Source organism: Segniliparus rugosus ATCC BAA-974, from assembly GCF_000185725.2.
GTDB lineage: Bacteria > Actinomycetota > Actinomycetes > Mycobacteriales > Mycobacteriaceae > Segniliparus > Segniliparus rugosus.
Map to the genome: position 1 here is coordinate 405,259 of NZ_KI391953.1, position 19,575 is coordinate 424,833.

Consider the following 19,575-nt stretch of genomic DNA (forward strand, 5'->3'; position numbering starts at 1 on the left):
CTCGCCAGCAAGCGAGACTGACCAGGAGATAGGAACGAGTTCTGTGAGCGCACCTGCTGCGGAGATTTCTGAGGGCAAGCTGACCACTACCGCTGAGAAGATCGCTGACCTGCGGCGGCGGCTGGAGAACGCCAAAGAACCGGGCTCTCCTCGCGCCATCGCGAAGCGCGAGGCGAAGGGGCTGCCCAGCCCCCGCCAGCGCATTGACGCGCTCTTAGACTCCGGCACGTTCGTCGAGTTCGGCGCGCTCTGCAAGGACCCCAACGACCCTGCGAGCCCGTACGGCGACGGCGTGGTGACCGGATACGGCCTGATCGACTCCCGCCCGGTGGCCGTCTACGCCCATGACATGACCGTCCAGGGCGGCAGTGTCGGCGAGATGTTCGGGCGCAAGGTGCTCGCGACCATGGTGTGGGCCTCGAAGATGGGCTGCCCGCTCATCGGCATCAACGACTCCGGCGGCGCGCGAGTGCAGGACGCGGTGACCTCCCTGTCCTGGTACGCGAAAATGTCGGGCTACGCCGAACAGCTTGCGGGCCTGGTCTGCCACATTTCGCTCATCTTCGGCAAATGCGCGGGCGGCGCGGTGTACGGGCCGATCAACACGGACCTCGTGATCGCCGTGCGCGACCAGAGCTACATGTTCGTCACCGGGCCCGAGGTCCTCAAGGCGGCGACCGGCGAAGAGACCACGATGGAGGAGCTGGGCAGCGCCGAGAACCAGGGCCGCTACGGCAACATCCACCACGTCGCGGACAGCGAGGCCGACGCGTTCGCCTACACCCGCAACCTCCTCTCCTTCCTGCCGTCGAGCACGTACGAGGACTCGCTGACCATCAACCCCGGCCTTGAGCCGGAGATCACCGACACGGACAGGGAGCTCGACAGCATCATCCCGGACGACGCGAACGCGCCGTACGACATGCACGAGGTCATCTTGCGGATCTTCGACGACGGCGAGTTCTTGGAGATGTACGAGATGGAGGCCCCGAACATCATCACTGGCTTGACCAGGGTGGACGGGCGTCCGGTCGGCGTGGTCGCCAACCAGCCGAACTTCATGTCCGGCGTGTTGGACATCCGCTCGAGCGAACGGGCGACGCGGTTCATCCGTTTCTGCCACGTCTGGCGGCTCCCGCTCATCTTCCTTGTGGACACCCCCGGCCTCTTGCCCGGCGTGGACGAGGAGAAGAACGGCACCATCCGCCGCTCGGGCCGCATGTTCACCGCGTACGTCGAGGCCTCCGTCCCCAAGGTCACCATCGTGATCCGCAAGGCGATCGGCGGCGCGTACGCGGTCATGGGCTGCAAGCAGCTCGGCGCGGACCTCAACTTCGCCTGGCCCACCGCGAAGATCGCGGTGATGGGCGCGGAGCCCGCCATCGACCTGATCCGCCACGCGGAGATCGAGGCGGCGGGCGAGGGCGGCCCGGCGTTGCGGAAGAACTACATCGACTTCTACAACGACTACATCGCCACCCCGTGGATCGCCGCCGAGCGCGGGTACATCGACGCCGTGATCGAGCCGCATTCGACGCGGCTGCTGCTGCGCGGCGCGTTGCGACAGTTGCGCGACAAGGAGCAGCTGCACATCCCGAGGCCGTACGGGGCGTTCCCCATCCCGATTTAGCCTTCGGGGCCTGCGCGGGGTTGCTGGGTTTGTGCTTTCGGTGCTTCTGGGCGGCTTCCGTTCCTTCTATTTCGGCCACACCGCGCCGACCGGGCCCGCGCCGACGCAGAGCCACAGGCCGGGGGAGAGGGGGCGCAGCAGCAGGCGCGCGCCGCCACCGTCCAGCCGGACGAAGACCGTGTGCAGGCCTGCGGCGACAGGGACGCGCTGGGCGCGTCCGCTGGGCAGTTGGACCGCGACGGTTCCGCCGGTCGAGGCGTAGTAGTTCAATTGGGCGGTCCATTCCCAGTCGAGGAGCGGTCCGCTGAGCGGGAGTTCGGCGGCTTCGCCGGGTTCGACCCGGTAACCGCAGCCGGGGACGGGGCCTTGGGGGATCGCGCGGACGTAGACGAGCTGGCCGGGGAGGAAATGGCCTCGGTCGTCGACGAACCGGAGGACCGGGGTGGACGAGGCGAAGGGCGGGCGCTCGCGCACGGGGGCGAACACGTGGCTCATGAGGTTGTCGGGGTAGCTGTTCCAGCTGAGCACGTTGTACGGGACCGCTTGGTCGAGCAGCGGCGTGCTCTGGTCCGAGGCGAGTTCGCGGCGCACGGTGTCGAGGTAGTCGTCGGTGGGGTTGTCCGACCATGCCTGCGCGAAGGAGGCGGTGGAGACGAGGCTGGCGCAGCAGACGACGGCCGAGGCGGGCAGCGCCAACCGCTTGCGCCGCCAGCGCCGCGCGGAGCGGGCGATCAGGGCGAGCGCCGCGACGAGCGCCACCGCGCAGTCGGCGATGTAGCGAAGGGACAAGCCCAATCTGCCGTCGGGGGCGAGGTTGATCCGCCACAGCAGCATCATGGTCTCGCACGCGGCGGCGTACCCGAGGAACATGAGCCAGATCCGCCCGGCGTGCGCCACGCGGCGCAGGCTGGCCCCGACGAGCAGCAGCGCGCACATCGCCGCCGCGGCGGCGAAGAGGTCGGGCGGGTGCGCCAGCGCGGCGATCGGCTGGGGGCGCGTCCACAGCAAGGGGCCGCCGAACGCCGAGGGCACGAGGCCTTGCGCGTTCGTGCGCCAGAGCGCGTCGAGGACGATTCCGGGCTGCGGCAGCCCGGCCTTGGGCAGCGGGGCCGAGAGGTACAGCGCCGCCCATGCCGCGATGACGAGCGCGTACCCGAGCCAGAGCGCCCGACTGCGGCGCAGCGTCGTCCGCAACGGACTGCGATGACCGGTCACGCGCAGGGAGAGGGCCGCGACGGCGGTGGCGAAGAAGGGGATCAGGAGCGCTTTCTCGAAGAAGGAGAGCGCGGCGGCGAACGCGAGCAGCGCTCCTGCCGCGTGGCGGAGCCGCTGTTTCGGGCGCACGCGGACGAGCAGGATCATCTCGCCCGCCGCCCATGCGAGCCCGGCGTGCAGGGGCAACGCGTTGAGCGCGGCGGACCACCACGCGAACGAGGGCAGGGTGAGCGGCGTGAACAGATACCAGGCGAAGAGGACGAGCACGAGAGGCCGCCAGCCGAGGATCAGCCGCAAGAGCCGCAGCACCGCGAGCGAGGCGAGGGCTTGGAGCGCGAGCAGTTCGAGGAACGCGGGGAGCCAGCGCAGCGGGGCGAGTTTCGTCGTCGCCCCCGCGAGCAGGAACGCGGCGGGCATGAAATGTCCGTCGTGGTGCCGCAGGAGCGAATCTCCCGACCAGGGCGAGGACGCGCCCGCGCGACCGGCGAGCACGAGGTCGTCCCAATAGAAGCCGCCCCGCCAGGCGACCGCGCCGCGCGCGGCGAGCTGGGCGACAAGGAGCGCGACGGCGAGCGCGAGCAGCTTCCGGTTCTTCATCGCGCCCCTTGCCATCGTGCGTTCAACAATACGAGGCCTGCCCGTCCGCGAGAAGCCGGAGCATAGTCATGAAAGTGTTACATCCCACAGAACTGATGTGGAGTACGGTAGGTCATATCGATATAGGCCCGACCTCAGGAGAGCTCATGGAGTACGAAAAAGCCCAGTTACGTTTCAGCGAGCTCCGCGAGGAACCCGACGACGTTTCGGCCGAGGAGCTCGACGAGATTTGGGCGGCGTTGCCGACGGTGCGGGTCGAGGAGATCATCGGGCAGTGGCGAGGCGACGTGTTCAACACCGGCCATACGCTCAACGACCAGCTGCGGCTCATCAAATGGCATGGGAAGACTTTCGTGTCCCCGAAGGAGGCGAAGCCGTTGGTCTGCCGCGACAAGAGCGGGCAGCTGTACTCCAACACCGCGCTGGGCAAGGGCGAGGCGAGTCTGTGGATGGTGGAATTCCGGGGCGAGACGACCGCGACCATGGTGTACGACGGGCAGCCGATCTTCGACCACTTCAAGAAGGTGGACGAGAACACCCTGTTCGGCATTATGAACGGCAAGCACATCCACGACGAGGGCCCGTTCGTCTATTTCGCCCTCGACCGCGAGTAGCCGTCCTGATCAGGGCTCCGGGCCGCGCTTAGAGCTGGCCGACGCTTTCGCCTTCGGGCAGTGCGAAGCCCCAGTCCAAAAGCGCTTGGGCCTGGTCCCAGTAGGTGGGGTTGCCCGGAGTGTTCAGGCCGTACATCATCGCGACGACCAGGCGGCGCCCGTCGCGTTCGGCGGCTCCGACGAACGTCTTCTTGGCGGCGTTGGTGAAGCCGGTTTTGCCGCCGAGCGCGCCGGGGTAGAGGGAGAGGAGTTCGTCCTGGTTGTGGATCTCGTTCTCCCCGCCGTCGCCGGGGAACATCGCGGACGGCTCGGCGGTGATCTCGGCGAAGAGCGGACGGTTCAGCGCCTCGCGGAAGATGACCGCGAGGTCGTGCGGGGTGGTGTGCATCTCCATCCCCGGCCAGTCCAGGCCTGAGGGTGAGCCGGTGTGGGTGTCGGTGGCTCCGATCTCCTGCGCTTTCGCGTTCATCTTCGCGACGGCGGAGTCGAAGCCGCCGAGCGATTCCGCGAGCGTGTTGGCCGCGTCGTTCCCCGACACGAGCAGGAGCGCGTCCAAGAGCTGGCGGATGGTGTAGTCATGGCCGGGTTTGATCCCGACGCAGGAGCATTCCGCGAGGTCGTCCTTGGTGGCCGTCACGGCGGAGTCCAGCGGGGCCTCGTCGATGACGGTGAGGGCGAGCAGCGTTTTGATGGTGCTCGCGGGGGGATGGTAGGCGTACGGGTTCTTGGCGGCGAGGATCTCGCCGCTGTCCATGTCCGCGACGAGCCAGGCGTCGGCGGGGCCGTCCGGAAGGTCGGGGGAGCCGACGGGGCTGCACGGGGCTCCGTCGCAGGAGCTCACGCTCAGCCCGGTCGGCGCGGGGCTCGCGTGCGCGGCAGAGAAAGGGAGGAGGAGACAGGCCGCAGCCGCGCCCAAGCGCGCAAGAGACAAGGATCGCATCGCCCTTAAGGGTATATCGCGCCGTTATCCGTCACAAATCAAAGTGTGACCTCGCGCTCATCCCGCGCTGTAGTCCCGGCGGCGGAAGGCCGCCAGCGCCCCGCCGAAGAGCGCCGCCGCGATGAGCGCGAGCGCGAGCGGGCCGGAGGGGGTGAACGGCGCGGCCGGCAGGTTCGGCACGGCTTCGAGCGGCGACAGCGCCGTCGACCAGCGCGGCAGGCGCAAGAGCGGCCCGAGGACGCTGGCCGAGGCGGCGTAGAGCACGAGGAGCCACGCGGCCTTCGCCCACGCGGCGCGCAAGGAGAACAAAAGCGCGACGAGCCCGATGAACAACGCCTGCGCGGGCAGGTAGGCCCATGCGGCCGAGGGCAGCCGCCACAGCCAGCGCGTCTGGCCGGTGACGGCGGCCCCGGAGGCCCCCATGCCGAGGCCGTAGAGGGCGAGCAGGCCAGCCGATGCCGCGAAGGTGGCGACGGCGGGTCCGGCGAGCGCCCTGGCCCGACTCACCGAACCGGCGAGGATCAGCTCGCCGACGCCGCTGGTCTGGTCTTTGGCGAGGACCAACATCGCCGCAACGGCGTACGCGGCGACCGCGACGCTGCCGAACCTCAGGAACGTCGCGAAGAACGCTCCCGCCAGGTCGTCGCCGCTGATGTGGCCGAAGATGGCGGCGGCTCTCGGGTTGTCCCGCAGCGTGGAGCCGAGCGCGTTGGCGAAGGACCCCATCGCCAGCCCCATCAGGGCCAGCCCCGCGCCCCAGCCGAGGAACGTCCCGCGCTGCAGCCGGAGCGACAGGGAGCACACGCCGGTCAGCGTCGACGAGGCGGTTTGCGGCCCAGTGCGGCGCTGGACCAGGCCCCTGCCGAAATCTCGCCGGTCCGCGAGCGCGAACGCGGCGGGAAGGGCCAGCGCGATGAGGGCGAGGGGCAAGAGCAGGGGCCAGAGCCGCAGATCGACGTAGCAGCGGGTCTGCTGCGCCCAGTTCAACGGGGACAGCCATGCGACCGGGCCGCCTTGGGGATCCTGCAGGTCGCCGATGCCGCTGAGCAGGAACGAGAGGCCGAGCGCGGCCATGCCGATCCCGGTCGCGACCCTGGAGCGCTCGGTGAGCTGGGCTCCGAGCAGCGTCACGGCCCCGAACGCCATGCCGGTGAGCCCGACTCCCGCGCCCAGCGCCAGACTGTCCAGGGCGGGGGATCCGGTGGCCGCGAGGCCGAGGGCGATGGCGGCGGCCACGGCCAGGTTCGCGATCTTCACCGTGCCCCAGGCCGCCATCAGCGGGGCGAGCCTGCCGACGGCTTTAGAGCGCAGCAGCTCGGCGGGGCCGTCCTCCTCCTCCGCTCGGCTATGCCGCACGGCGAGGAGGACCGACATCACGCCGGCGGCGACGAGCAGGGTGCTCGACAGCTGGTTCGCGATCATCGCGCCGAGGTCGGTGGGGGCGACGGTCCCCGGCTCGTCGCCGTGCCCATTCGCGAACTGCGGCCCCGTCATGAAGACCGCTGCGGGGGTGCGCACGAGTTCGACCCTCGCGGCCCGAGCCTCGACGGTCGGGTACATCGAGGCGTACGCGGGGCGGACGTATGCGGCGAGGAGCCCGAGGCCGAGCGTCCAGGAGATCAGCCGGGTCCGGTCCACCCGCAGGTCCGCGCGCAGCAGGGCCAAGGACGAGGCGAAGGCGCTCATGCGCGCACCGGGCTCGCGGGTTCGGCGGCGCTGCGCCGACCGGTCCGGTACTGGTCCAAGAACAGCTCTTCGAGGGACGGCGGGGCGCAGGCGATCTGGACGACGTTCGCCGAGGCCAGCGCGGACAGCGCCTCGTTCACCTTGCCGCTGTCCACCCGGAAGCGCACCGAAAGGCCGTCCTGCTCAAGGTCGCGCAGGCCGGGGAGGCCCGCAAGCTCGGTCGCCGGGCGGCGGGTCGTGGCGGTCACGACCGTGCTGGTGAGGTTCCGCAGCTCGCCGAGCGTTCCGGACACGACCGCCTTGCCCGCGCGGATGATGGTGATGGCGTCGGCGAGCTTCTCGACTTCGGCGAGGATGTGGCTGGAGAGCAGCACGCTCGTCCCGCGCGCTTTCGCCTCGCCGACGCACTCTTGGAAGACCTGCTCCATCAGCGGGTCAAGCCCCGAGGTCGGCTCGTCGAAGATGAGCAGGGGGGCCTCGCTGGCGAGCGCGGCGATCAAGGCAACCTTCTGCCGGTTGCCCTTGGAGTAGGCGCGCGCCTTCTTGCCCGGGTCCAGCTCGAACCGTTCGACGAGCTGGTCGCGCAGGCGGGGGTTCCCGGTGCCGTGGAAATGCAGTAGGAGGTCGATGGCCTGGCCTCCGGTGAGGTTCGGCCAGAGGCTCACGTCGCCGGGGACGTAGGCGAGCCTGCGGTGCAGGACGACCGCGCTGGCCCACGGGTCGGCTCCGAAGAGGCGCACGACGCCCGAATCGGCCCGCAGGAGTCCGAGCAGGATTCGGATGGTGGTCGATTTCCCGGCCCCGTTGGGGCCGAGGAAACCGAGCACCTGGCCGTGCTCAAGGCTCAGGTCGAGGCCGTCGAGCGCGGGCGCGGAGCCGAATTTTTTGCGCAAGCCTTGTATTTCAACGATCGGAGCCATGGCCGTCCTCTGGGTCGGTGCTGTCTTGTTCGTGCGCCAGGAAGGCGTTGAGGAATGATCGGTCCGCGATCAGGCCATCGGTGAACACTTCGAGGGCGGGCAGCGTGATCTCGGCGGCGTAGCGCACGAGCGCGTCGGCGAACCTGCCATCGCCGAGGTCGCCCTCCCCGTCGAGGACAGGGCGCAGGCGCAGGAGCATCCCGCCAAGGCTCTCGATGGCGAGGTAGCGCGCCCTTGCCTTGGGGTCCCGGCTCGGACGGATCTTGCCGCTGGCCACTCCGGCCTCGAGGATCTGCTCGGTCTCCTCGGCGAATCTCTCGATGATCTCCTCGGCGAGCGGTCCCCCCTCGATCACGCTGCGCAGCAGGTAGGCCGCGATCGGGGCGTGCTCGCGCACTTGCGCGAACTGCGCGAAGGCCCCGCCGCCGATCCCGGTCTGCATCGCGTCGGTCTTCGCCTCGCGATAGCGCCGCAGCACCTCCTCGTCGCATGCGGCGCGCAGGCCCGCTTTCGAGCCGAAATGGTGGATCACCAAGCCCGCGCTGAAGCCCGCTGACTCCGCGATGGCCCGGACGCTGACCCCGAAGCCCTTGCGCCCAACGAGTTCGATCGCCGCGTCGCGGATGCGCGCGCGGGCGTTGAGGTCCCCGCCCCGGTTGTCGCCGCCGGAATCGTCTGAACGCATGTTCAATACATTAAACAATTGTTCAGCGCGATGCAAGGGGGCCGGGGACTCCGGCGGCTCGCCCCTGTCGCTCGGAGCGCTTGCGCCGAGGAGAACTAGGCTGGTCTTGTGCCAGAACGACCAGAACGTACCAGGTTGCCCACACTCGCCCGATTGGGCATCGTCGCCCCGACCGCCCAACAGGACCTCGCGCGTTTAGGTTGGACCGGCTCCGACAGCGTGGAGCTGTTGTGGGCACTCTCCCGAGCGGCGAACCCCGACTGCGCGCTGCGCGTGCTCGGCCGTCTCGCGGACGCCCTCGACGCGGCGGACGGCGAGTCCTGGGACGAGCTGTGCCGCGAACTCGGCCAGGACACGACGCTGCGGGGCAGGCTGTTCGGGGTGCTCGGGGCCTCGCCCGCGCTCGGCGACCATCTGATCGCGAACCCGTCGAGCTGGCGCCTTTTGCGCCGGGCGGACGGGGCTGGCTCGCCCGCTCCTGGCAAGCGCAAGCCCGAGCCGTTGCCCGCCCGGCGCGAACTCGCCGAGGAGCTGCTCGCGGTCCTGGACGCGCAGCCGGACGAGCGAGCGGTCCAGATGGAGCTGCGCAGCAGGTACCGGGACTGGCAGCTGCGGCTTGCGGCGAGGGACTTGGCCGCGACGGTGGAGGACGAGCCGGTGCTCGCGCTCATGGAAGTCGCCGAGCATCTTTCGGACATGGCGGACGCGGCGCTCGAAGTCGGGCTGGAATTCGCGAAGCGCAAGGTCGTCCCGCCCGGCGAGCAGGCCCCGAGCATCGCGGTGATCGCCATGGGCAAGCACGGGGCGCGCGAACTCAACTACGTGAGCGACGTCGACGTCATCTTCGTCGCGGAGCCCGCGGGCCAGGTGTCGGACCGGATCGCCAGCGAGCTCATGCGGGTCTGCTCGTACGTGAGCTTCGTCGTGGACGCCGGACTGCGCCCAGAGGGCAGGCACGGCGCGCTCACCCGCACGCTGGAGTCCCATCTGAAGTACTACACGACCTGGGCGAAGACGTGGGAGTTCCAGGCGCTGCTCAAGGCGAGGCCCGCCGTCGGCGACCTCGATCTCGGCGAGCGCTGGTTCGCCGAGATCGACCCGCTCGTGTGGCAGGCTTCCGAGCGGGAGAACTTCGTGGAAGAAGTCCGCCAGATGCGCAGGCGGGTCGAGCAGTCCGCGCCCGCCTCGCTGCGCGAGCGGGAGATCAAGCTCGGCAAGGGGTCGCTGCGGGACGTGGAGTTCGCCGTCCAGCTGCTCCAACTCGTCCACGGCGAGTTCGACCCCAACCTGCGCGTGCGGGCAACGGTGGCCGCGCTCGGCGCGCTCGCATCGGGCGGGTACATCGGGCGGGACGACGCCGCGAACCTGACCGCGTCGTACGAGTTCTTGCGCCTGCTGGAGCACCGGCTGCAGCTGCGGCAGATGCAGCGCACCCACACGTTGCCGGAGGACTCGGACGAGGAGGCGATGCGCTGGCTCGCGAGGGCGGCGCATCTGCGCCCGGACGGCCAGCACGACGCGCTCGGCGTGCTGCGCGCGGAGCTGCGCCGCGAACGCCACCGGGTGCTGCGGCTGCACAGCAAGTTCTTCTACCAGCCGCTGCTCGACGCCGTGTCCCATCGGACCCAACTTGGCCTGTCCGAGCCAGGCGCGGTGCACCAGCTGCGCGCGCTGGGCTACGCCCGGCCGGAGGCCGCGTTCACGCATCTGAAGGCGCTCACCTCCGGGCACAAGCGGGCGAACCAGATCCAAGGGCTGCTGCTGCCGACCCTGCTGGAATGGCTGGGGGAGACCCCGGACCCGGACGGCGGGCTCTTGTCCTACCGGAAGGTGTCCGAGGCGTTCGCCGACCACCCGTGGTACTTGCGCACGCTGCGCGACGAGACGGCGGCGGCGAAACGGCTGATGCATGTGCTGGGCTGCTCGGCGTTCGTGCCGGAGCTGCTGCTGCGCGCCCCCGAGGTGCTGCGCCTGTACGCGGACTCCCCGGACGGCCCGAGGCTGCTCGACCTCACGCCGCCCCAGGTCGCGATCTCCTTGACGACGTCGGCGGCCAAACACTCGGACCCGGCCTCCGCCGTCGCGGCGGCCCGCTCCGCGCGGCGCTACGAGCTTGCCAGGGTGGCTTCGGCGGACCTGCTCGGCCTTTTGCCGCTCCCCGAGGTGTGCGTCGCGCTCTCCAGCGTCTGGGTGGCGGTGATCGAGGCCGCGCTCGACGCGGTCGTGAAGTCGAGCCTCGAGCCGGGGCAGGAGCCGCCCGCGCAGATCGCGGTCATCGGCATGGGCAGGCTCGGCGGCGGGGAGCTTGGCTACGGCTCGGACGCCGACGTGCTGTTCGTCTGCGAGCCTTTCCCGGGGCAGGACGAGCATCTGGCGCTGAAATGGGCGACCGGGGTGGCCGAGAAGCTGCGCAAATCGCTGGCCGCGCCGAGCGTGGACCCGCCGTTGCAGGTGGACGTCGACCTGCGGCTGGAAGGGCGCGGCGGCCCGTTGGTCTCGACGCTGGCCGCCTACGCGCGGTACTACCAGACCCGTGCGCAGCCGTGGGAGGCGCAAGCCCTCCTGCGCGCGCATCAAGTCGCGGGCGACCAGGAGCTGGGAGTGCGGTTCCTGCATCTGATCGACCCGGTCCGCTACCCCCAAGGCGGGATCAGCCAGGAGGCCGTCCGCGAGATCCGGCGGATCAAAGCGAGGGTGGACACCGAGCGGCTGCCGAGGGGGGCCGATCCGACCACGCACACCAAGCTCGGCAGGGGCGGTCTCGCCGATGTGGAGTGGGCGGTGCAGCTCTTGCAGTTGCAGCACGCGCACGCGTTGCCCTCTTTGCGCAACACCTCGACCCTGCAGACGTTGGACGCGATCCAGGCGGAAGGGCTGCTGCCCGCCGAGGACGTGTGCCTGTTGCGCGAGGCGTGGCTCACCGCGACGAACGCCAGGAACGCGCTCGTGCTGGTCAAGGGGAAATCCACCGATCAGCTGCCGGGGCCGGGGCCTGCGCTCAGCTCGGTCGCGTACGCGGCGGGCTGGGAGAGCTGGGAGGATCCCGGCGCGTTCCTCAACCACTACCTGAGGGTGACGCGGCGCGCGCACAATGTGGTCGTCCGAGTCCTCGAAGGGTCGTCGGCCTAGCTTAGACGGACTGCTCTGCCCCGCCGGGAGGGCCTGAGGCACTGACGAGGGCATGGGCGGCGGCGACGACGGCGGCGCGGTGCGCGGCGAGGCGCTCGGGCGAGAACGGCGGCTCGTCGGCCAGCTCCTGCAGGGCGGGGGAGGCTTTCAGCCACGCGCTGGACAGACCGAGTATGAGGGCGATGATGTCGGCGGGGTGCATGGCCGGAACGGTTCCGCCTTCGCGGTTTCGCGCGGCGAGCGCGTTGATTTTGACCTGGTAGGACTGCCTCTCCGAGGCCATGGCGGTCGGTTGCTCCAGCCTCGACCAGAAGAAGAGCCGGAGGTGTTGGGGGTGGGCGACGAGATGGTCGAACATGGCTCCGGCGTATCCGGGGAGGTCGTCGGGGGCGAACGGCACAGCCTCGGCCATCAGGGCGAGCGAATGCTCGACCACGGTCTCGAACAGTTTGTCTTTCTTGCCGAAGTACACGTAGATCAAGCGCTTGTTCGCGGCGGCGGCTTGGCTGATCCGGTCGACGCGGGCTCCGGCGAGGCCGTGCTCGGCGAACTCGGCGAAGGCGGCATCCAACAGGCGCTTCTTGGTGACGGAGGCATCCTGTGGCATGCGTTCCAGCATACGGTGAGGCCGTGTTGGTTCGACCCGGTCTTTTTGGTGCTTCGCGCCACAAAATGGCGCGAAGCGCCAAAACGAAGCCATGTCAGGCTCCCTGCGCGTGGGCTGGCGGGTTGGGGGGCGAACTCGCCGGTGGGCCCGCCGCCTGCGCGGGGTTATTCAGTACGGGAGGCTGCCGCGCCGGGCCTTGTCGACCGTGCGGGCGATCTTCGGCCACAGCCGCATGAACCCGGCTGGGACGGAGGCGGGGGCCATCATCCGGTTGTGCACGTACGCGGCGGCGAGCCCCCGGTTCGGATCGGTCCAGCCGATCGAGCCGTTCATGCCCACGTGTCCGAATCCGCTGGTCATGGTCGGGGCCATGAACGTGTGGTAGCCGAGGTTCCACATCAGCGGCATCATGAAGGTGCGGTCGACGCGGTAGTTCGACCGCTGGGTCAGGCGCCTGCCCTCGGCCAGGGAGTACGCGGTCTGCTCTTTGAGGAGCCTGCGCCCGTCCACACTGCCGTCGGAGCCGAGCGCGGCGTACACCTTCGCGAGCGAGCGCGCGGTGGCCGTGCCGCTCCCCGCGGGCATCTCCATGTCCAGGAGCGGAGCGTTCACGCCGCCCATGAGGATTTGCTCCATGCCGGGCCCGCAGAACACGGTGTCGAAGAACGCCTTGAGCCCGGGCAGCCGGCCGAGGGCGCGCAGCGCCTTGGGATGGTTGTAGATCCCCATGCCGCTCAGCGCCGCCGCGTGGCTCCCCGAGCCCTCGGGCGGGCGGCCGAGATGGAGGCTGTCGAGCGCGAGCGGCTCGACCAGCTCCTCCTGGAGGAGCTGGCGCATTCCCTTGCCGGTGATGGCGCGGGCGAGGCCGGAGAGGATCCAGCCGAACGTCACGGCGTGATAGGCGGGCTTGCCCGCGTATTTGTCCATCGACGCGGCGGCGAGAATCTCCTCCATCGCCAGATGGTCCTTGACCAGCTCGGGGTTGTTCGTGATCCGAGCGAGCCGGGAGAGGCCCGCCTCGTGGACCAGCGCCTGGCGCACGGTGACGCGGGCTTTGCCGCCCGCCGCGAACGCGGGCCAGTACTCGGCGATCGGGGTGTCGTAGTCGACCAGGCCACGATCCGCCAGGCGGTGGATCACCGCGGCGACCATGCCTTTGGTGGCGGAGAAGATGATCCCCGCGGTGTTGTGCTGCCAGGGCACGCCTTCGTCCGCATCGCCCGCCCAGATGTCCAGCACAGGTTGCCCGTTGTAGTACACCGCGAGCGCGCCGCCGCTGCCCGGACGGCCCTTGAAGAGCTTGGAGAACGCTCCGGCGATCGGGCGGAAGGGCTCGTCGGCGAACCCGCCCACCCCTTCGGGCAGATCGGTCGCACCGTCGGCGAGGCCGAGCGGGCTTTTGGTCGGAGCGATCTCTTGCGTCATAAATAGACAAGATAGCTCACGTGATATGGGTTACTCAAACCGGAGGTATCGGGTTCTTGCGGCGAGGACCGGCCAGGGGTTCGCTACGCGTGGCCCCCGCCCGAACTGCCGCCGCTCGAAGAGGAATGACTGCCGCCGTTTGAGGAACCGCCGGCGGAAGAGCCGCCGCTGGAAGAGCCGCTGCTAGAGGAACCGTTGCTGGAAGAGAAGCCACCGCCGCCTGCGCTTGCGCTGCCGCCGCCACTGCTGGAGGTTCCGCCGGTCGAAGAAGGGCCGTTGGAGGCTCGGCCGCTGGAGGAGCTGCCGGTCGAGGCTCCGCCGCTGCCGCCAGCGTTGGAGCTGCCGGTCGAAGAAGGACCGCCGCTGCTGTTGGCTGCGCTTGCGCCGCCGTTCCCCGGTCCGGAGCCGCTTGCGCCGCTGCCGCCGCCCGTGGTGCTGCTGTTCTTGCCGCCTGCCGCGCTGGCGCTAGTGGAGGCACTTGCTCCGCTGGTGCTGGTGCTGGTGCTGGTGCTGGTGCTGGTGCTGGTGCTGGTGCTGGTGGCACCGCTCGTTCCGGCCGCGCCGGCATTGGGCTTCGATCCGCTCACGCCGGGGCTGGTCCCGGCGGCGGTCGTCGTGCCCGCGCCGCTGCTCGCAGAGCCAGCGGCTCCGCTCGTCGTGCTGGCGGCGGCGCTTGCGGAGCCCGACGAGCTGGCTTTCTCGTTGCCGACGCTGGGATCGCGCAGGCCGAGGCTGCCGTGCACGCCGCCGAGGTCGCCGTTCGAGGCGGCTTTCGGCGAGGTTGCGGCAGTGTCGCGAGTCTCGGCGTTCGCCGAGCTGGCCGCCGAGCCGACGATGGAGCTTTTCGCGCCCCCGGCCGTGCTCGGGGCGTTGGCGGCGGGGCCGGTGTTCGCGGCGGCGGGGCCGACGGCGCTGTGCGCTTTCGCCGATGCGGCGGCAGCTCCATTTGCCGTGGCGCTCGTGGCCGTGCTGGCGCCGGTCGGTGGTTTTGTCGAAGCTGTGGGCGTGTTCGTGTTGGCGCTCGTGGCCGTGCTGGTCGCCGGGCCGACGGCAGGAGTCGAAGCTGTGGGTGTGCTCGTGTTGGCGCTCGTGGCCGCGCTGGTCACCGAGCCGACAGCAGGATTCGACGCGGGGCTGGGCGCGCCAGGAGCGGCGTTGACGGCGTTGGCCGTCACGTTGGGCGAAGGAGCGGCGACGGCTTGCTGCACAGATTGTTTGATCTGATCCGTGTTGCCCGAGGGGCCCTGGTAGAGGACTTTGGTCCCGGATTGGACGGTGGTGACTCCGCTGTCGATCGTGACCGTGACGCCAGGGGTCGAGGCGATCTGTTTGGCCAGATCGGGGTTCATCGCGGAGCCGCTGAGGTAGTCGACGATCGCTTTGACCACGGGAGCAGGCTGGTCGACGTGCTCGATGTCGAGCTGCCCCGCTCCGGGCAAGGTGTGTTCCTCGACGTTGACGACCGAAGCGCCGAACCCAGCTTGCAGGTAGGTCTTGTCGTAGGGCGTGGAGGTTTTGTCGTCGGTCGAGGCGAGAACGAGGTAGTTGACCCCCGGTTTGGTGTCCGGGGTCGCGTTGAGCGCGTTGATGAAGTCGCTGCCAACCGCTTGCTCCGCCGCTGCGGGGCCGATGGCCACGGCGACCACGGCGCGAGCGATGTTCTGGACGATCCCGACGGGGATTTTGACGAGGCTCTGCGCGATCTGGACGCCGAGGTTCGCGGCTCCTGCCGCGAGCTGCGCGGGAGCTTGCAGGATGGTCCCGTTGAAAGCGTCGCCGAGGTTCGTGATGGTCTCGTGGATGGGTTGGGCCACCTCGTCCACGATCCCGAGGTCGAGCAGCTCGCCGGGGCCGCTGAGCGTGGTGCCGTGGTTGGTCGCGTTGATGTCGACCACATTGGCGACGTTGTCCTTGGGGTCTTGGCTGAGGTAGCTCTTAATGACCAGGCCGCCCTGGGAGTCGCCGACGAGGTTGACCTTTGGCGCTCCGGTCTCCTGCTGGACCTGGTCGATGAAGCGCGAGAGCTCCTGCGTCGAATTCTCGATCGGCCCCACTCCTCCGATGACGGGCCCGCCGTCGTACGCGGACTTGAGCATGGTCCCGAACTTCGGGATGCCGCTGAGCAGATTGACCGGATTGAGCGGGCCGAGCTGGTCGAGGACGGGCTTGGCCACGCCGAGGATGGCTCCCGCGACGCCGGGCGCGGTCCAAGGGTCCACGCCGTAGTTGAGGGAATAGGTGTCAAACCCCGCGGATTGGAGGGACGACACAAGCTCTGGCGAGAACGCGTCGTCCTTGTTCTGCCAGGTGCCGTGGACGAGGACGGTGGGGATGTTCCGCGTTTGCGTCGAGGAGAAAGCTGCGGGGGAGGGGCTGGCGGCGACGGCGACGGGGCCGCTGGCGGATCCGTCGCCGCTGCTCGGGGTGACGTCCTGCTTGGCCCGGACGACGCTGTGCTTGGCGAGGGCGACGGGCGCGGCGGCGGGCGTGGGGGCGAGCTGCCGCGCCCCGCTGTGCTTGACGGCGATCGCGACCGAGGCCATGCCGTCTGCTCGGTCCGCGGTGATGGTGACCGCGTTGCTCCCGTCCCGATAGAGGGTGGCGGGGCCGCTCGGGGGGATGGAGAGCACGGCGGGCTCGACGACCACCGTGATCCTGGAGTGCTCGGCGGGCCGGGGCTGGGCCGCAGCTGGCGCGCTCACGCGCAGAGCCGAGGCTGCGACGAGGGCGAGCACGAGGATCGCGCGGCTGAAGACGGTGCATGTTGTGCGCATTGCGGCAAGCCTTTCCCCGGCATGCGGACGGGGCGGCGGTCGCGCATGTCGCGTCGAGATATGGGACTCTGATGCCGGAACAGGCTCGCGTCAGGCGGGTTCCGCCCGACACAAGAGACTCTAAAATCCTTCGTGGCCTGAGGTCAAGAGTGATGTTGGGAAAAGTCTGGGAGTGTCGGGAGAGTTCGGTTTCTCGTTCGCTCGCTTTGGTTCGGGCTTTGGCCGCCCGTCATTTTCGCGCGGAACCCGGCTAGAGGTTCCCGGTCGCGAGCAGGCCGCCGTCGACCCGCACGGTCTCGCCCGTGATCCAGGAGGACTCGTCGGACACCAGGAACCCGACCAGCCGCGCCACGTCCTCGGGCGTTCCGAGCCGTTGGAGCGGATAGCGGGAAGCCACCTCCGCTTCGTTCTCGTAGAGCTTGGTGGAGAAGTCGGTCTTGATCACGGCGGGGGCGACGGCGTTCACCCGGACGGACGGCCCAAGCTCCCAGGCCAGCTCTTCGGTCAAGAGGATGAGCGCCGCTTTCGAGGTGCCGTAGGCGGCGATGGGGCCCGAAGCCCGCATGCCCGCGACGCTGGCCAGGTTCACGATGACGCCGCCGTGCTCGCCGAGCCAGGCTTTGTGCGCCTCTTGGACCATGCCGAGCGTCGCGACGACGTTGGTGTCGAAGATCTTGCGGACCGCGCCGAGGTCGGCTTCGAGGAGCGGCCCGTAGGCGAGGTTGGTCGCGGCGTTGTTGACGAGGATGTCGAGCGAGCCGAGCTCGGCCACGGTCTCGCGCACGGCCCTGGCCCGGTCCTCCTCCCGCCCGGCGTTGGCGACGACGGCGTGCACTTTGGAGCCGGGGAACGCCCCGCGCAGCTCGGCGGCGGTCTGCGCGAGCCCTTCGGCCTTGCGCGCGGTGATCGCGACTCCCGCCCCCCGCCGCAGCAGCTCCTGCGCGATTGCCCTGCCGATGCCTCGGCTTCCGCCGGTGATGAGCGCGTTTCTTCCAGAGAGGTCCACGTTACGCATCTTACTTGACGTTGTTATGGTGATTGAGGAGACATAACATATCGCGACATCTTCGGAGGCAGCATGGACTTCAGCCACTCGCCGCGGGCGCAACGGTACATCGCGGAGGTGGGCGCGTTCCTCCGCGATGAGGTCGAGCCCCGCGAGCGCGAGTTCCTCGCCGCCGTCGCGCAGAACCCGTGGGCCGTCCCGCCGATGATCGAGGAGCTGAAGGCGAAGGCGAAAGCCTCGGGGCTGTGGAACTTGTTCCTCCCCGAGGATGTCGGGGGCGGCAACGGCGCGGGGCTCACCAACGTGGAGTACGCGCCGCTCGCCGAGCTCATGGGGCGGTTGAACTGGGCTTCGGAGATCTTCAACTGCAACGCGCCGGACACCGGCAACATGGAGGTGCTGCTGCGCTACGGCAGCCCCGAGCAGCAGGAGCGCTGGCTCGCCCCGCTCCTCGCGGGCGAAATCCGCTCCGCGTTCGGCATGACCGAGCCCAAGGTCGCCTCCTCGGACGCCACGAACATGCAGTCCACCGCCGTGGTGGACGGCGACGAGATCGTGCTCAACGGGCGCAAATGGTGGAGCACCGGGATCGGGCACCCGGATTGCCGGGTCATCATCTTCATGGGCCTGACCGACCCTGGGGCCGATCCGTACCGGCGGCACTCGATGGTGCTGGTCCCCGTCGACGCGCCGGGGGTGAAGGTGGAGCGCATGCTCACCGTCTTCGGGTACGACGAGGCCCCCTACGGGCACGCCGAGGTGAGCTACACCGACGTGCGCGTCCCGATTGCTAACGTGATCGCGGGCCCCGGCAGGGGCTTCGAGATCGCTCAGGGCCGTCTCGGGCCTGGGCGGATCCACCACTGCATGCGCACGATCGGCCTCGCCGAGCGCGCGCTGGAGATCGGCTGCGCGCGAGCGCTGGGCCGAGCCGCGTTCGGCAAGCCGCTCGCCGATCTCGGCGGGAACCGGGAGCGGATCGCGGAGGCGAGGCTCGGGATCGAGCAGGCGCGGCTTTTGGTGCTGCGCGCCGCATGGCTCATCGACACGAAAGGAGCCAAGGCCGCGCGGACCGAGGTCTCGGCGATCAAAGCCGTGGTGCCCAAGATGGCGCTGTCCGTCATCGACACGGCCATGCAGCTGCACGGCGCGGCGGGCCTGTCCGGGGACTTCCCGCTCGCAGAGGCGTACGCGTGGACGCGCGCGCTGCGGTTCATCGACGGCCCGGACGAGGTGCACCTCGGCGTGGTCGCCCGCCAGGAGCTCAAGCGCCACGAAGGGAGCGCCGCGCATGGCAGCCATTGACCAGCCCGGAGAGCTGCGGCAGGAAGACTCGTTCGACGTCGCCGCGCTCGGCGCGTGGCTCGCCGAGCGCGTGCCGGGGCTGGGCGGGCTCCCCGAGGTGCGGCAGTACCCCGGCGGCGCTTCGAACCTCACGTACCTGTTGACCTACCCGGATCGCGAGCTCGTCCTGCGCCGCCCGCCCGCCGGGCGAAAGGCGGCCTCCGCGCACGACATGAAGCGCGAGTTCTTCGTCCAGAAGCAGCTCGGGCCCGTGTACCGGTACGTGCCCGAGGTGCTCGCGCTCTGCGAGGACGATTCGGTGCTGGGGTCGGACTTCTACGTGATGGAGCGCCTTCGGGGCGTCATCCTGCGCCGGGACTTGCCTGCGGGGGCCTCGCTCGGCGAGGCCGGGGCCCGCGCGCTGTCCGAGCGCGCGGTGGACAGCCTGGTCGAGCTGCACCGGGTGGACGCGGAGCGGTCCGGGCTCGCGAGCCTCGGCAAAGGCGAGGGCTACGTCGCGAGGCAAGTCGCAGGCTGGTCGAAACGCTACGCGGCGGCCCGGACGGAGAACGTCGGCGACTTCGAGAAGGTCATGGAATGGCTCGCCCGCAACCAGCAGGCGGACGTGGCGACCGTGGTCATCCACAACGATTTCCGGCTGGACAACGTCGTGGTGGACGACCTGGAGTCGCTCCAGGTGATCGGGGTCCTCGACTGGGAGATGGCGACGCTCGGCGATCCGCTCATGGACCTTGGCGGGGCGCTCGCGTATTGGACCCAGGCCGACGACGACGAGATCGCGCTGCGCTACCGGCGCCAGCCGACGCACCTGCCGGGGATGCTCACGCGGGCGGAAGTCCTGGGCCGTTACGTCGAGCGGACCGGTTTCGCCCCGGCGGACTGGACGTTCTACGAGGTGTTCGGCTTCTTCCGGCTGGCCGCGATCTTGCAGCAGATCTACTTCCGCTACCACCACGGCCAGACCACGAACCCCGCGTTCAAAGACTTCTGGCTCTTCGTGAACTATTTGGAGCAGCGCTGCAAGGCATTGGCGGGGGTGTGA

14 protein-coding genes are annotated in these 19,575 nt (G+C 69.6%); 5 read left to right on the forward strand and 9 right to left on the reverse strand.

Translation table 11 applies throughout. From position 1 onward, the window contains the following. The first annotated feature begins 43 nt into the window (after positions 1-43). Positions 44-1,630: an acyl-CoA carboxylase subunit beta gene (locus HMPREF9336_RS01960; RefSeq protein WP_007471858.1), complete on the forward strand. Its 1,587-nt coding sequence runs from the start codon at positions 44-46 to the stop codon at positions 1,628-1,630. A 66-nt stretch (positions 1,631-1,696) separates the two neighbouring features. On the opposite strand, the gene HMPREF9336_RS01965 is transcribed toward HMPREF9336_RS01960, so the two are convergent. Continuing rightward, a complete protein-coding gene (locus HMPREF9336_RS01965) occupies positions 1,697-3,442 on the reverse strand; it encodes a hypothetical protein (protein WP_021029943.1) in 1,746 nt (581 codons plus the stop codon). A gap of 146 nt (positions 3,443-3,588) precedes the next feature. Here HMPREF9336_RS01965 and HMPREF9336_RS01970 point away from each other — a divergent pair, with 146 nt between their 5' ends. Beyond that, entirely contained in the window at positions 3,589-4,056 is a 468-nt protein-coding gene (locus HMPREF9336_RS01970) for a DUF4334 domain-containing protein (RefSeq protein ID WP_007471852.1), read from the forward strand. Between the two features lie 28 nt (positions 4,057-4,084). Here the strand turns inward: HMPREF9336_RS01970 and HMPREF9336_RS01975 are convergent, their stop codons facing one another. Genes HMPREF9336_RS01975 through HMPREF9336_RS01990 form a run of 4 tightly spaced genes read right to left on the reverse strand, consistent with a single transcriptional unit; the run spans position 4,085 to position 8,287 of the window. Beyond that, positions 4,085-4,996 carry a D-alanyl-D-alanine carboxypeptidase family protein gene (locus HMPREF9336_RS01975; protein ID WP_007471850.1) on the reverse strand — a complete coding sequence of 304 codons (912 nt, stop codon included), beginning with the start codon at positions 4,994-4,996 and terminating at the stop codon, positions 4,085-4,087. Positions 4,997-5,053: 57 nt separating this feature from the next. Further along, positions 5,054-6,682, reverse strand: coding sequence for an ABC transporter permease (locus HMPREF9336_RS01980; RefSeq protein ID WP_007471849.1), 1,629 nt, complete (start codon positions 6,680-6,682; stop codon positions 5,054-5,056). Then, on the reverse strand, positions 6,679-7,602 hold the full coding sequence (locus HMPREF9336_RS01985; RefSeq protein ID WP_007471847.1) for an ABC transporter ATP-binding protein: 924 nt from the start codon (positions 7,600-7,602) through the stop codon (positions 6,679-6,681). Before HMPREF9336_RS01985 ends, HMPREF9336_RS01980 begins: the two co-directional genes overlap by 4 nt. After that, a complete protein-coding gene (locus tag HMPREF9336_RS01990; RefSeq protein ID WP_007471845.1) occupies positions 7,586-8,287 on the reverse strand; it encodes a TetR/AcrR family transcriptional regulator in 702 nt (233 codons plus the stop codon). The genes HMPREF9336_RS01985 and HMPREF9336_RS01990 overlap by 17 nt, the downstream gene beginning before the upstream one ends. A 108-nt stretch (positions 8,288-8,395) precedes the next feature. On the opposite strand from HMPREF9336_RS01990, the gene HMPREF9336_RS01995 reads away from it, so the two are divergent. Further along, entirely contained in the window at positions 8,396-11,416 is a 3,021-nt protein-coding gene (locus HMPREF9336_RS01995; protein ID WP_007471842.1) for a bifunctional [glutamine synthetase] adenylyltransferase/[glutamine synthetase]-adenylyl-L-tyrosine phosphorylase, read from the forward strand. A gap of 1 nt (position 11,417) precedes the next feature. Here the strand turns inward: HMPREF9336_RS01995 and HMPREF9336_RS02000 are convergent, their stop codons facing one another. The 4 genes from HMPREF9336_RS02000 to HMPREF9336_RS02015 all read right to left on the reverse strand — a co-directional run bounded on the left by HMPREF9336_RS02000 (position 11,418) and on the right by HMPREF9336_RS02015 (position 17,237). Further along, positions 11,418-12,023, reverse strand: a complete 606-nt coding sequence (locus HMPREF9336_RS02000) for a TetR/AcrR family transcriptional regulator (protein WP_040584869.1) — start codon at positions 12,021-12,023, stop codon at positions 11,418-11,420. Positions 12,024-12,191: 168 nt separating this feature from the next. Next, positions 12,192-13,448 (reverse strand): EstA family serine hydrolase, encoded by a 1,257-nt coding sequence (locus tag HMPREF9336_RS02005; RefSeq protein ID WP_007471838.1) that lies wholly within the window; start codon positions 13,446-13,448, stop codon positions 12,192-12,194. An 83-nt stretch (positions 13,449-13,531) separates the two neighbouring features. Then, entirely contained in the window at positions 13,532-16,222 is a 2,691-nt protein-coding gene (locus HMPREF9336_RS02010; protein ID WP_007471836.1) for a lipase family alpha/beta hydrolase, read from the reverse strand. Between the two features lie 250 nt (positions 16,223-16,472). Then, on the reverse strand, positions 16,473-17,237 hold the full coding sequence (locus tag HMPREF9336_RS02015) for an SDR family oxidoreductase (protein ID WP_021029945.1): 765 nt from the start codon (positions 17,235-17,237) through the stop codon (positions 16,473-16,475). A 63-nt stretch (positions 17,238-17,300) separates the two neighbouring features. On the opposite strand from HMPREF9336_RS02015, the gene HMPREF9336_RS02020 reads away from it, so the two are divergent. Beyond that, a complete protein-coding gene (locus tag HMPREF9336_RS02020) occupies positions 17,301-18,533 on the forward strand; it encodes an acyl-CoA dehydrogenase family protein (RefSeq protein WP_007471832.1) in 1,233 nt (410 codons plus the stop codon). After that, positions 18,520-19,575: a phosphotransferase family protein gene (locus tag HMPREF9336_RS02025; protein WP_007471831.1), complete on the forward strand. Its 1,056-nt coding sequence runs from the start codon at positions 18,520-18,522 to the stop codon at positions 19,573-19,575. The genes HMPREF9336_RS02020 and HMPREF9336_RS02025 overlap by 14 nt, the downstream gene beginning before the upstream one ends.

What these genes read in the sequence shown, in the direction of transcription:
- HMPREF9336_RS01965 (WP_021029943.1), bottom strand. Translation starts at nt 3,442, where the DNA reads ATGAAGAACCGGAAGCTGCTCGCGCTCGCCGTCGCGCTCCTTGTCGCC.
- HMPREF9336_RS01970 (WP_007471852.1), top strand. Translation starts at nt 3,589, where the DNA reads ATGGAGTACGAAAAAGCCCAGTTACGTTTCAGCGAGCTCCGCGAGGAA.
- HMPREF9336_RS01975 (WP_007471850.1), bottom strand. Translation starts at nt 4,996, where the DNA reads ATGCGATCCTTGTCTCTTGCGCGCTTGGGCGCGGCTGCGGCCTGTCTC.
- HMPREF9336_RS01980 (WP_007471849.1), bottom strand. Translation starts at nt 6,682, where the DNA reads ATGAGCGCCTTCGCCTCGTCCTTGGCCCTGCTGCGCGCGGACCTGCGG.
- HMPREF9336_RS01985 (WP_007471847.1), bottom strand. Translation starts at nt 7,602, where the DNA reads ATGGCTCCGATCGTTGAAATACAAGGCTTGCGCAAAAAATTCGGCTCC.
- HMPREF9336_RS01990 (WP_007471845.1), bottom strand. Translation starts at nt 8,287, where the DNA reads ATGCGTTCAGACGATTCCGGCGGCGACAACCGGGGCGGGGACCTCAAC.
- HMPREF9336_RS02000 (WP_040584869.1), bottom strand. Translation starts at nt 12,023, where the DNA reads ATGCCACAGGATGCCTCCGTCACCAAGAAGCGCCTGTTGGATGCCGCC.
- HMPREF9336_RS02005 (WP_007471838.1), bottom strand. Translation starts at nt 13,448, where the DNA reads ATGACGCAAGAGATCGCTCCGACCAAAAGCCCGCTCGGCCTCGCCGAC.
- HMPREF9336_RS02010 (WP_007471836.1), bottom strand. Translation starts at nt 16,222, where the DNA reads ATGCGCACAACATGCACCGTCTTCAGCCGCGCGATCCTCGTGCTCGCC.
- HMPREF9336_RS02015 (WP_021029945.1), bottom strand. Translation starts at nt 17,237, where the DNA reads ATGCGTAACGTGGACCTCTCTGGAAGAAACGCGCTCATCACCGGCGGA.
- HMPREF9336_RS02020 (WP_007471832.1), top strand. Translation starts at nt 17,301, where the DNA reads ATGGACTTCAGCCACTCGCCGCGGGCGCAACGGTACATCGCGGAGGTG.
- HMPREF9336_RS02025 (WP_007471831.1), top strand. Translation starts at nt 18,520, where the DNA reads ATGGCAGCCATTGACCAGCCCGGAGAGCTGCGGCAGGAAGACTCGTTC.